General features: G+C 31.3%; 10 protein-coding genes. 8 read left to right on the forward strand and 2 right to left on the reverse strand.

What is annotated here, in order from left to right; all coding sequences use genetic code 11:
• Window positions 1-49: 49 nt before the first annotated feature.
• The 7 genes from VP395_RS12760 (at window position 50) to VP395_RS12790 (ending at window position 8550) form a co-directional block, all read left to right on the forward strand.
• Window positions 50-2425, forward strand: a complete 2376-nt coding sequence (locus VP395_RS12760; RefSeq protein WP_346242401.1) for a TonB-dependent receptor — start codon at window positions 50-52, stop codon at window positions 2423-2425.
• A gap of 3 nt (window positions 2426-2428) precedes the next feature.
• Window positions 2429-3241 (forward strand): DUF4249 family protein, encoded by an 813-nt coding sequence (locus VP395_RS12765; protein ID WP_346242402.1) that lies wholly within the window; start codon window positions 2429-2431, stop codon window positions 3239-3241.
• A 148-nt stretch (window positions 3242-3389) separates the two neighbouring features.
• Entirely contained in the window at window positions 3390-4634 is a 1245-nt protein-coding gene (locus tag VP395_RS12770) for an efflux RND transporter periplasmic adaptor subunit (protein ID WP_346242403.1), read from the forward strand.
• Window positions 4635-4637: 3 nt separating this feature from the next.
• Window positions 4638-5990, forward strand: a complete 1353-nt coding sequence (locus tag VP395_RS12775) for an ABC transporter permease (RefSeq protein WP_346242404.1) — start codon at window positions 4638-4640, stop codon at window positions 5988-5990.
• Window positions 5991-6021: 31 nt separating this feature from the next.
• Complete coding sequence (locus VP395_RS12780; RefSeq protein ID WP_346242405.1) at window positions 6022-7482, forward strand: TolC family protein; 1461 nt, start codon at window positions 6022-6024, stop codon at window positions 7480-7482.
• 29 nt (window positions 7483-7511) lie between these two features.
• Window positions 7512-8330, forward strand: coding sequence for an N-acetylmuramic acid 6-phosphate etherase (murQ, locus tag VP395_RS12785; RefSeq protein ID WP_346242406.1), 819 nt, complete (start codon window positions 7512-7514; stop codon window positions 8328-8330).
• Complete coding sequence (locus tag VP395_RS12790) at window positions 8320-8550, forward strand: DUF6095 family protein (protein ID WP_346242407.1); 231 nt, start codon at window positions 8320-8322, stop codon at window positions 8548-8550. The genes murQ and VP395_RS12790 overlap by 11 nt, the downstream gene beginning before the upstream one ends.
• Before the next feature lie 3 nt (window positions 8551-8553).
• Here the strand turns inward: VP395_RS12790 and VP395_RS12795 are convergent, their stop codons facing one another.
• Both VP395_RS12795 and VP395_RS12800 read right to left on the reverse strand, forming a co-directional pair.
• Window positions 8554-9054, reverse strand: coding sequence for a hypothetical protein (locus VP395_RS12795; RefSeq protein WP_346242408.1), 501 nt, complete (start codon window positions 9052-9054; stop codon window positions 8554-8556).
• A gap of 81 nt (window positions 9055-9135) precedes the next feature.
• On the reverse strand, window positions 9136-11589 hold the full coding sequence (locus tag VP395_RS12800) for a helix-turn-helix domain-containing protein (protein ID WP_346242409.1): 2454 nt from the start codon (window positions 11587-11589) through the stop codon (window positions 9136-9138).
• 543 nt (window positions 11590-12132) lie between these two features.
• On the opposite strand from VP395_RS12800, the gene VP395_RS12805 reads away from it, so the two are divergent.
• Complete coding sequence (locus VP395_RS12805) at window positions 12133-13329, forward strand: T9SS type A sorting domain-containing protein (protein WP_346242410.1); 1197 nt, start codon at window positions 12133-12135, stop codon at window positions 13327-13329.
• Window positions 13330-13501: the final 172 nt, after the last annotated feature.

Below are 13501 nucleotides of genomic sequence, written 5' to 3' on the forward strand. Positions count from 1 at the left end.
GCTCCTTTTAAGGAGCTTTTTTTTATACTTTTATAAAAAAAGCATTTTAATGAAAAACATAATATTATGTTTTCTTTTTATATTTTGTTTTAGCAATATATCTACAAACGCTCAAAATAAATTCACTTTAAAAGGCGTTATTTCTGAAAATAAAAACAATGAAACCCTTATAGGTGTTAGTATTATTTTTCCTGAATTAAAAACCGGCACCACTACCAATGAGTATGGGTTCTATTCTATTACCTTACCACAAGGTACTTATAAAGTTATTATAAGCTATTTGGGTTTTGCTTCACAAAGTGACACCATTACGCTATCAAACAACCTTACTAAAAATTTTAGCTTATCGGATTCATTAGAAAATTTAAATGAAATAGTTGTCACCCAAAACGTTGAAAAATTAAACATTCAAACGCCACAAATGAGTGTAAATCGCTTAACAGCGAGCAGTATAAAAGAAATCCCTGTTGTGTTGGGGGAAGCAGATATTATTAAAGCCATTACCTTATTACCTGGTGTAACCAATGCGGGTGAAGGTGCTTCGGGGTTTAATGTGCGTGGTGGTTCTGTAGACCAAAATTTAATTCTGCTAGATGAAGCAACTATTTTTAACTCGTCACATTTATTCGGATTCTTTTCGGTTTTCAACCCAGATGCCATCAAAGATTTAAAACTATATAAAGGAGGTATTCCTGCTAGGTATGGTGGCCGCGTGTCATCTGTTTTAGATATCTATCAAAAAGATGGAAATAGCAACGAATTTCATGCCAATGGCGGTATAGGATTAGTATCTAGCAGATTGCTTATTGAAGGGCCTTTAAAAAAATCGGAAGGATCATTCCTGTTTGGCGGTAGGTCTAGTTATGCCCACCTATTTTTACCCCTTTTTGATAATAATAACATTGCATATTTCTACGATTTAAACACCAAATTAAGCTATAAACTAAACGATAAAAACAGCATTTATTTGTCAGGCTATTTTGGACGTGATGTTTTCAGAATTAGTGAAAGTTTTAGTAATACTTACGGTAATACTGTTTTAAATTTTAGATGGAATCATTTACTTTCAGACAGACTCTTTTCAAATGTTTCGATAATCTATTCTGATTATTATTATGGTTTGAATTTAAGTTTCGTGGAGTTCGATTGGGTTTCGGGTATTAAAAACTTCAACTTAAAATACGATTTTAAGCATTATATTTCAGATAAGTTTAAATTACAATATGGTCTAAACAGTATCTATTATAAGTTCAACCCGGGCGATATAAACCCAACATCGGAAACTTCGGGAGTAAATCCTTTTAAACTTATTGATAAATTTGCTTTAGAAAACGCCGTTTATGTAGATGCTGAACATAAAGTGTCGGATAAATTGGCCGTGTCTTATGGGTTTCGGTTGAGTTCCTTCCTTCGTTTAGGTCAAGATGAATTGAATATTTATGAAAACAATAAAGCTGTTCTTTTTAATGAAGATTTTCAAATTTATGAAAAAGCAGATCCTATAGGAACAGAGTCTTTTAATCGAAGTAATGTTATCTCCAGTTTTTTCAACATAGAACCCCGTTTGTCTTTGGCCTATCAAATTAATTTAAACAACTCCATTAAAATGAGTTATAATAAAATGAGTCAATATTTGCATTTGTTATCGAACACAAGTTCTCCTACACCGTTGGATATTTGGACACCAAGTGGCAAATATGTTAAACCACAATTGCTCAATCAATTTGCATTAGGATATTTTAATAATTTTAAAAACAATAGGTATTCTTTAGAACTTGAAAGCTATTACAAAACAGTAAAAAACAGAATAGATTATATAGACGGCTCCAATTTAATTGCTAATAATGCCATAGAACAGGTTATCTTAAATGGTGAAGCTAAAGCGTATGGTTTAGAATTCCTTTTAAGAAAAAACGAAGGTAAGTTTAAAGGTTGGCTAGCCTATACCCTATCAAAATCTGAGCAACAAACAAAAGGTAGAACCAACACTGAAACAGGTATAAACAATGGTGAATGGTATAACACGCCTTACGACAAAACACACGATATTTCCTTTACAGGTAGCTACGATTTAAATAAAAAAATAAAAATTAACACCAATTTTTTATTTCAAACAGGACAACCAAGTACGTTTCCAAATGGACAATATACTTACAATGGTATAACCGTCCCCAATTATAACAACAGGAATTCTGATAGATTACCAGTATATCATAGATTAGATGCTTCGGTAACTTACACCCCAAAACCAAAAAAAACCAAAGGTTGGCAATCTTATTGGGTTTTTGGCATTTATAATATTTACAATAGGAAAAATGCCGCTTCCATATCTTTTGGACAAAATGAAGATACAAGTGTAAACGAAGCCTACAGATTATCTATTTTTGGTATTGTGCCATCTATATCATACAATTTTAAGTTTTAAAAAATGAAAAAAATAAGATATATAGTATGCTGCCTTTTTTTAATATCATGCGAAGATGTTATTCAATTAAATTTAAAAACAACAGAACCTAGACTTGTTATAGATGCATCTTTAACTTGGTACAAGAATACTAGCGGAAATAACCAACTAATAAAACTAACACAAACAGTTCCCTACTACAGCACTAATGTTTTACCAGCTACAGGAGCTACAGTAACCGTAACCGACACCAACAATAACACCTTTAATTTTATTGAAGAAAACGATACGGGCATCTATAGAAATCAATCATTTATTGCTGTAATTAATGGGGTTTACAGCCTTAAAATAGTTTACGAAAACGAGATTTATACTGCTTCAGAAACCCTCATGCCTGTTGTTTCTATCGACAAAGTAGAACAAAAAAATAATGCAGGTTTTTCGGGTAATGAAACCGAAATAAAAGCTTTTTATACAGACCCGAAAAATATTAAAAACTATTATTTTTTTGAGTTTGTCAATTCAGATTTAAGTAGAGTAAGTTTGGATGTTTATGATGATGAATTTACCGATGGAAATCAAATTTTTGCATTTCATACCAATGAAAACCTTAAAACAGGAAGTAAATTATTTATACAAAACCATGGAATCTCACAACGTTTTTACGAATATATGAACATTTTATTACAGCAAAGCAAAGACGAATCGGGTGGCCCTTTCGAAGTTCAACCAGCAACATTAAGAGGTAACTGCAAAAACGAAACCAACCCTAACAACTATCCATTAGGATATTTTAGAGCTTCGGAAGTTTCTATTTACAACTATGAAGTCAAATAATAAATCACTCAATAACAGCTTGTTATTCAATTAAATCCTTATTGGTCAAAAAAAAATAATTAACTTTATGAGAATTTTAACTATAAAAAATCCTACAAAAGTTATTTTTAGCTAAATTAAAGTTTTCTTCAATCAAAAATCATTTATTATGAATAAAAAAAGGTTAGCCTTCATTTTTAGCGGAATCGTTGTTTTAATTCTTATTTATTCATTTTTCGGTTCCACTAGTGACGAAGACGTTTTATTAACAACAAAAGTTGTAAAAGGTACTTACATAAACGAAGTTATCATTTCTGGAGAAGCACAATCTACAAGCTCAAAAGAAATCAATGGTCCTATTAATGCGAGACGTTTCAATATCTATCAGCTAAAAATACAAGATTTAGTCCCTGAAGGCACCATAGTAAAAAAAGGTGATTATATTGGTAAAATTGATGCTTCAGAAGTAAACAGTAAAATGAATGATGCCCAACTAAGTTTAGAGAGTGCCGAATCAAAATACACATTACAGCAACTTGACACTACCCTAACTTTAAAACAAGAGCGAACCGCTATAAAAGACCTTCTATTCAATATTGAAGAAAATCAATTAGAACTAAAACGTTCCATATATGAACCGCCAGCAACGATTCGACAATTAGAAATTAAAATTGAAAAGTTTGAACGTGAATTAAAAGAGAAAAAGGAAGATTACTCTATTAAAAAAAGGCAAGCCAATGCGAAAATGATTGAAGTAGGTACAGAAGTCTCTAAAATAAAACAACGCATTGAAGAATTAATTGATTTACAAAAGGAGTTCACGGTATACTCTGAAGATGATGGCATGGTAACCTATGTTAAAGACTGGAATGGTAATAAAAAGAAAGTGGGCACCACGATATCTCCTTGGGAACCCGCACTGGCTAGTTTACCTGATTTAACTAAAATGGAATCTAAAACCTATAGTAATGAAATTGATATACGAAAGATAAAAAAGGATTTAAAAGTAAAAATTGGTTTTGATGCGTTTCCTGATATTGAAATAGACGGTGTTGTAACAGAGGTGGCCAATGTTGGTGAAAACAAAAGAGGATCTGACATTAAACTATTTCAAGTATTAATTAAGCTTAATTCAACAAATAAAAATATTAGACCAGGTATGACTACGTCCAATAGAATTTTAACGCATCAAGAAGACAATGTGTTAATGGTTCCATTAGAAGCTATTTTTTCAAAAAATTCCATTAGCTATGTCTACGTAAAATCTGGTTATTCTATTGAAAAAAAACAGGTAGAGTTAGGTTTGTCCAACAATGAAGTTGTTATTATAAAAAAAGGATTGAATGAAAATGATGTTGTTTACTTAAATGCACCTACCGATATGGAAGAAAAAAGTATAACACTATTAAAGTAAGACATGATAGACAAAATACTTTTAGAAAAACTTAAATCTAATTTTAATGAAGCATATTGGTTTATTAAAACTAATAAAGTAAGAACGTTTTTAACGGCTTTGGGTATTATTTTTGGAGTGGCATCGGTAATTACCATGCTTGCCATTGGAAATGGTGCCGAAAAAGAAATTTTATCTCAACTTGAATTGGTTGGCGTTAATAATATTGTTGTAACCCCTTTACCAGATATTGAAGATGAAACTGAAAGCGAAAGTGATGAGGAAACTACAAATAATGAGTCTCAAAAATTTTCCAAGGGTTTAGACATGTTAGATGCCTTAAGTGTTACTAAAACAATACCCAGTGTAAAAGTTGTAAGCCCAGAAATAATTTTAGATACTTACGTTATTAATGATGGCAAGCAAAATTCTGTTAAGCTTATTGGTGTCTCACCCACATTCTTTAAAGTGTCTAATGTTCATATAGAAAAAGGCAAGATTTTTACAAGGCATCAAATAAACAACGCACTTCCAGTTTGCGTTATTGGTAAAAAAGTAGAAAAAAAACTGTTTACTGGCGAAAGTGCTTTAGGCAAACAAATTAAAGTTAAAGATGTTTGGTTGCAAGTTGTTGGTGTTATTGAAGAAAAATTAATATCTGATAAGGCGCAAGAAGATTTAGGTATCAGAGATTTAAACCAGGATATTTACATTCCCTTAAAAACATTTTTAGTTCGTTATAGAGATAGAAAAATAATAACCGATGACTTAGATGTTAATAATAACAATCAAAATGGTCCTAAAAAGCGAATTGCAAGAGGTAATTATCATCAAATTGATAAACTAACCATTCAAGTTCATAACTCAAACGAATTAAAAGCAACGGCAGAGGTTTTAAGTAAGTTACTTAAACGACGACATAATGATGTTTTGGATTTTGAAATTGCCATCCCCATTCAGTTACTTCAACAACAACAAAAAACAAAACAAATATTCAATATTGTATTAAGTATTATTGCTGGTATTTCATTACTTATTGGAGGTATTGGTATAATGAATATTATGCTTGCTTCCGTTTTGGAAAGAACCAAGGAAATAGGCATTATACGTGCAATAGGTGCTACCGAAGAAGATGTAATTTTACAATTCTTATCAGAATCCGTTTTAATTAGTGTTGGTGGTGGTATTATTGGTATAATTGTCGGCATAATCGGCGCTTATGTTATTGAAATAGTTTCAGGAATAGAAACCGTATTATCGCTAAACTCCATATTAATTTCCTTTTTTATTGCTGTTATTGTAGGGCTCGTTTTCGGCATATTTCCTGCAAAAGCAGCAGCCAATAAAAAGCCTATTCAAGCACTGAGATCTGAATGATGCACAATACCATTAACGCAAAGCCAAAGAGATGAAAAAAACATTGCTCATATTAATAGTGATTTTACCTTGTATTACGTTTTCACAATCACAAAAAATCACTTTAAAGGAAGCCATTAATTTAGCTCAAAAACAATCACCAGATTATAAAACTACTTTAAATAGAAATCAATCAAACTATTGGCGCTTTAGAAATTACAAAGCAAGTTTTTTACCTCAGTTAAGATTTAATGCAACCCTACCCGAATACAATAAAGCGGTTCGTAGAATAACGAATGATGAAGGTCAAGATGTTTTTGTAAATCAGGATCAATTACTTTTAGAAGGCGGGTTATCTATAGCCCAAAACATCCCCTATACAGGAGGAACGCTCTCTTTAAATTCTAATTTAGAACGCATTGAATTGTTTGGACTTGATGATAACATTGGATACTCTGTAGTTCCTTTTTCCATAAGATATTATCAAAATTCACTGTTTTACAACCCTTTCAAATGGGACAAAAAAATTGAACCTTTAATTTATGAAGAATCAAGAAGGGATTTTATTGAAAAAATGGAGGATATATCTGTAACAACCTGCCAAAGGTATTTTCAATTACTTAAAGCACAAATGCAGTTGGAAATAGCTAGAGTAAATCTATCTAATCAAGATACACTGTATCAAATTTCACAAGGACGATTCAAAATTGGAAAAATTGCAGAAAACGAATTGTTACAAGTAGAACTTACTTTACTAAACTCTCGAAATATTGTGACTACCAATACCATAGAACTAAAAAGAACTTCTCAAAATTTAGCCAGATATTTAGAGTTAGATACCGAAAATATACTATTAGATATTCCCGATAAACTACCTCTTTTTGACGTAAATATCGATAAAGCTTTAGAAGAAGCTCAATCGAACAGAAAAGCGGTTATAGAATTTAGAAGAAAGCGGTTAGAAGCAGAAAAAGAACTCGCTTTTCAAAAAGGCAATAATCGGGTAAGACTTGGTGTTGCAGCTAATTTTGGTATTTCTCAAAATGGAAATGACTTTGACAACCTTTTTAACAACTATAATAAGCAACAAAATGTTTCTGTTACTGTTAGTATACCGGTTTTTGATTGGGGTGTTTCAAAATCGAAACGTAAAATGGCTGAAGCAGACTTAGACTTAACCAACAATAATATAGATCAAGAAAAACAGGCTTTTGAACAAGAAATTTATTTGCACGTACTAAATTGGTCTAACCAAAGAGACTTTTTAGCAACAGCAGAAAAAGCAAAAGAAATTGCCATTAAACGTTATGACATCTCACAAAAAAGATATGTTTTAGACAAAATAACCATTACCGACTTAAATATTGCTTTACAGGAAAAAGATAAAGCGGTTTTACAATATTTAAACTCCCTCGAAAAATTTTGGCAAGATTATTACATTTTAAGACAGTTAACACTATATGATTTTATCAATAATAAAAAATTAGAGGTTGAGAATATTCTTTTTGACTAAAATCGAGCAATAATTCATACTTTTGAATTATGGATTTTACAAAAACAACCGAGCAAGATTCAAACTACAATCATCTTGAAAAGATGAGCATTTCAGAATTATTAAGTAACATTAATAATGAGGATAAAAATGTACCCCTAGCAGTTGAAAAAGCTCTTTCACAAGTAGAGGCTTTAGTTAGCATTATTGTTTCAAAATTAAAAGAAGGCGGTCGCCTATTTTATATGGGAGCTGGCACCAGTGGGCGATTAGGTATTTTAGATGCCTCTGAATGTCCGCCTACTTTTGGTGTTTCCCACGAATTGGTAATTGGCTTAATTGCAGGAGGCGATTCGGCTATTAGAAAAGCTGTTGAGTTTGCCGAAGATTCTACCACACAAGGTTGGGAAGATTTAAAAGCATATCAAATTTCCAATAAAGATGTTGTTGTTGGTATTGCAGCTTCTGGCACTACTCCTTATGTTATTGCTGCCTTAAAAACATGTAACGATAACAACATTATTACGGGTTGTATTACTTGTAATAAAAACAGTCCGCTTTCGCTAACTGCTCAATATCCTATTGAAGTTATTGTTGGTCCTGAATTTGTAACTGGAAGTTCTAGAATGAAAGCCGGAACTGCTCAAAAACTAGTTCTTAATATGATTACTACAACCACAATGGTTCAGCTTGGTCATGTTAAAGGCAACAAAATGGTTGATATGCAGTTAAGCAATAATAAACTAGTAGACAGAGGGACTAAAATGATAATGGCTGAACTTAATATTCCAGAAGAAGAAGCAAAAAATCTTTTAAACACACACAAAAACGTACGTACAGCAATTAAAAATTATAAAAATGGAAACTAAAAGAACTGATAAAACAATACTTATAAAAGGCATAAAAACATTAGTTTTCGCTTTATTAAGCTTATTTATTGGACCAATTTTAATGACAATGGCACTTTCTGATAAAGAAAACTCCCTTTATATTCCCTTATTAATTATAGCTAGTTTAATTTGTGCTATGGCTGTATTTTTAATTTTTAAGGGCTTACGCATTATAATGAGCAGTATGTTTAAAAAATAACTATTAGTTTAAAGCTGTTTGTTTGGGAGTTGTAGGGTTCAGTCCAAAATCTGAATCTTTTATCGAAATACTTAAACCTTCCAATATATAATTTATGATGGCGTAATGGTGTATGGTGTGGCTATTAGCCTGCGAAAACAACGCTCCGTAACTATACGTGATTTCAACTTTACCTAAACCTAAATCGTCTGTAACTAAAATAAAATCTTTCATTTCTAATTCAAAATTCAATAGTTTTTCCATAGTTGAATCTAGATACATTTTAGCTTTACAACATAATGTTTCTGCTTCTTTACTTCTACTTCTTGCTGTTAAATCTATCTTATTTTCTAAATTGATACTGAATATACAATCGTAAAAATCTAAAATATGCCTGATATGGGTTCCTATACTGGAGTAATATGGTGATACTGATTTGTTACACAGAGTATCGTCTGTCAAATTTTCTAATAAAGCCTTAGCTTTTTTTAATGTATGTAGCGAAGATTTTATAATAACGTCCATAGGTTTACTAATGTAGTTAAATAATTTGAACTTAGGCATTAGTCTTTTTCAATCAATTTCCTTACATATATAAAAAACATATTATTTTTTGTGAATTATATTTAATGCTAGATGTTCTAAAACCAACCTTAATTCGCCATAACTGTATTTATCATCCAATTGATTTTTTAAATCTGATAGATTCTCAAAAGTTTTCTTAGGAATTAATTCTAACAATTCATCATAATGCTCCTTTGTCATTAAATCTGAAACCAAGACTTCTCCCGAAGCTACAAAACTCGCCAAATGTCCGAAAATGGTGTTTTCATTAAGTTCACGCTCATTCGCAATTTCCTCAATATTTTTACCAGATTTAAACAAATCTAAAGATACTTTTTTGGTGTCTACTTTCTTTTTTTTAGGTTTTTCAGTTTCAAAAATATCTGCATCGGTAGAAGTTTCTATACCATTTTCATCGCAATAAGCTCTAATCACTTTTAAAATAGCATCGCCATATTTTTTAATACGCACATCGCCCATACCATTCACTTTTTTCAATTCTTGTTTGGTAAGTGGCAACGTTTCACATATTTCATATAATGCCTTTTGTGCAAAAACTTGGTAGTGAATTAAATCATTTTCTTGGGCTATATCATTTCTAAGAATTCTTAAGCGTTCAAACAATTCTACATTTGTGGCACCATCAACAACTGCTTTTTTAGGTCTTTTAGGAACTTCTTTAGAAAGAAATACAGCTTTGACTCTGAGTTCTAAAAATTTACTTGTAGAAAATCCTTGGTACAAATTATTAAAATACAATATTTTAGATTGCAATAACTCTTCAAAACTATCGATACTTTTTGTAATGTCGCTCCCTACAGCCTTATTATCGGTGGTAAAATTAAAAATCTTTAAAGATGAAACTAAATGTGTTTCAGTTTCTGTTTTAAAATAACTAATAGCTTTTTTAAAACGTTCTTGAATATCAGTCCTTAACTCGGGAAGTCCGTCGTCTTTTGAAAGTTGTTTCAACTGCGTATTAAAACCCGTACTCACTTTTAAAAGATTTGTTACCGTATTTTTGATAGTTAATAGTGGTGCTTCAATTTGCCCTTGAATAATCGTTCTATTCTTATAAAAAATATCTAAAACTCGGTTTACGGGATATAAAAACTCATAAAAATCAAACACTTCAAAAATCAAATCTAATTGAAAGTTTTTCTGTGAAAGTTCTAAAACAGACGCGTCAGGTTCATTTTGTTCTGCTTTTTTATTAAATGAAATAACATGGCTATCGCTAATTATTTGGTTTGAATTAATTTCACTTTTCAAAACCAATCCTTCTAAAGATTTACATCTACTTAACGCCACATAAGTTTGTCCGTGGGCAAAAGCGCCTTGGGCATCAATAATAGCTTTTTCAAAGGTTAAACCCTGGCTTTTATGTATAGTAATAGCCCAAGCCAAACGTAAAGGCATTTGGGTAAAAGCACCAATTCTTTCTTCTGAAATGGCTTTGGTTTCGGCATCTACAGAATAATTAATATTCTCCCAAATTTCTGGGGTGGTTACAATATTAAAATCATCATCAGGACAATGTACCACTACTTCATCTTTATCTAAATGAATAACCTTCCCGATTTTTCCATTAAAATAACGTTTGTCCGGTGCGCTATCATTTTTTACAAACATAACCTGTGCTCCTACTTTTAGCTCAAGCTTATCGCTATTTGGGTAAGAATACTCAGGAAACTTACCTTCAATTTCAGCATTATAAGTAAAAGTCTTTGTTTTTAATTTAGCCAGTTCAGCACTATTAGTAGCCTCCGCTTTGTTGTTATGTGTTGTTAATGATATATAACCAGCGTCCGGCTCTGGTGTAAAATCAGGAATATAGCGTTTATTTAATTCTTTAGCTGAAGCATCAGAAAGGATATTGTTTCTAATTTCATTAAGTATTTCTATAAATTTGGGATTCTCTTGTCTGTAAATATGTTTCAATTCAATAGATATTGCATTACATGATTGATAGGCATGACTACTGAAAAAAAATACGTTTTTATAATAGGGCTTTAACAACTCCCATTCATTATCTCTAATAACTGGTGATAACTGTTGCAAATCGCCAATCATTAATACCTGTACGCCACCAAAAACCTTATTTCCATTTCTAAAACGGCGCAACGTCCTGTCAATACCGTCTAATAAATCGGCTCTAACCATACTAATCTCATCAATAACCAATAAATCCATAGATTTAATAATATCGATTTTAGTTTTGCTGAATTTCCTATTAAAACCTTTAGAAGCATTCAAATCCGTATCAGGCAAAATAGGGCCAAAAGGCATCTGAAAAAAAGAATGTATAGTAACCCCTTTTGCATTAATAGCAGCCACACCAGTTGGAGCAACCACCACCAAACGCTTCAAACTATCCATTCTCAAACGGTGCAAAAACGTGGTTTTTCCAGTACCCGCTTTACCCGTTAAAAAAATAGAACGATTTGTTTTATTTACAAATTCCCAAGCTAACTCCAGTTCTTTGTTGATGCTCATTAAGTAGATTTAAAATAGATGTTGAATATACAAATTTAGGTTTTTCCTAATGTCAAGTTTTTACAAAAAAGTAAAAATCGTGCCATCCGCTGCGAATAGTATACTATGTCCGTTTTTTACAGTTAGTTTAATTCAAGGTATGAATTCAATAGCATAGAAATCCTTTTTAAGAATAGACTTTTAACTTGTTATATCTCTTTTAAAGCATATTGATATATTCTATTTCATCGTTTGTTTCAAGTTATACTATTGTTTTCAAAAGACCACCATGTTATGATAGTGTCAATGCCATTCAATTTAATTAATTGATTCTTGTTAAGTTTACCAGTTTTGATTTTGTCCAAAACTTTCATCTTAAAAATTCTGAATACAGTCAAATTACTTTGTGATTCTATACATGATATTAACTTGTTTCAAGATGGCAACTAAATTCATTGATGTTATAAACGAATTTATTCGATACAAAAATATTTACCTTCATCACATTTCACTATTCAGTTAATTACAAATCGTCTCAATTTTGCGTTAATAAATTAATCAATCATGAATCAGATAATCAAATTGTTTGTATTTGGAATTACATTCATATTTTTTACAAATAGTACTGCTCAAGAATGGGAATTAGCCAAAGGGCTACCTCAAATTGAATTTTCATCCATTATAAGTTCACAGAACAAAATTTATGCAGCAAGTCAAAATAATTTATATATCAGCAGTGATGAAATTAATTGGCAAATACAACAAATTCATCCTATTTCAATTTTACCAACATGTATGACTGTTGTTGATAATGTGCTGTATATAGGAACCATGTCTGATGGCGTGTATTACAAAACACTGGCCGCTGATTCTTCTTGGAGGCATGCTTTATTAGGACTACAAATAAACTCATTTGAAATGCACGATGGACTTCTACATATTTCGAGTTTGGGATCAGGCGTATGGAAGAATGTATCGGGAACGTGGAACAATATAACTTATAACTTAGCTTCTTATTCTTATAATGTAAGCAAAATTAAATCCCTAAACGGTACCCTTTTTGCTTTTGCAGGTTCAAATGGAACATTTTACAAGTTTAATCCTAATACAAGCAATTGGGAAGAAAGCTTTTATGGCACAACATACGCCCCCGGATTATCAATTAATGATGCAATAATTACTAACAGTTCAATCCTATTATCTAACGGCAATCGTTTACTACGTTCAGACGACAGTGGTGCAAGTTGGCACAATGATAACAGTCAATTAACAAATGGTGTACATCGTTTCTTGTATAATGGGGTTAATTTTAATTATGTCGCGACCATCCTAGGAGATTATAATTCAACGCAACTTCAAAGTAGAAGCAACAATGCAAATCCGCAAACTAGCTGGGGAGATTATACTGAAACCTTACCTTTTCTCTTTTATGCAATGACGGAGCTCAATCAAAAAACATATATAGCTTCTAATCTTGGTGTATATGCTAAATTAAATAATGTACTTAGTCATGAAGACCCACCCAATATGCCTCTCAAAATTATTATATTTCCTTCACCTTCAAGAAGCGGAACATTCACAATTTTATGTGAGGAAAAAATCGATACTTTAGACATATTTGATTTGAATGGAAGAACAATTATGTCAAAAAAGGAGTGCAATAGTAAACGAGAAACCATTACCATCTCAGTAAAAGGAATTTATATTGTAAAAATAAATAGCCAAGAAAAATCGGCCATTAAAAAGGTGATAATACCATGAATAGATTAAAACCGTTCTTGTAAAACATCCAAAAGAAAGCATATACTACAAACAAGTAATTCTCTTTTATGACTTAATGTATCACATTCATTACAATGGCTTCTTATACATATTTAAACAACCCATATTTTTATTAGCATTTGAAATTATAGATGTAAAACAAAAATTTAAA

Source organism: Mariniflexile soesokkakense, from assembly GCF_039650365.1.
In the GTDB taxonomy this organism is placed as follows: Bacteria; Bacteroidota; Bacteroidia; order Flavobacteriales; family Flavobacteriaceae; genus Mariniflexile; species Mariniflexile soesokkakense.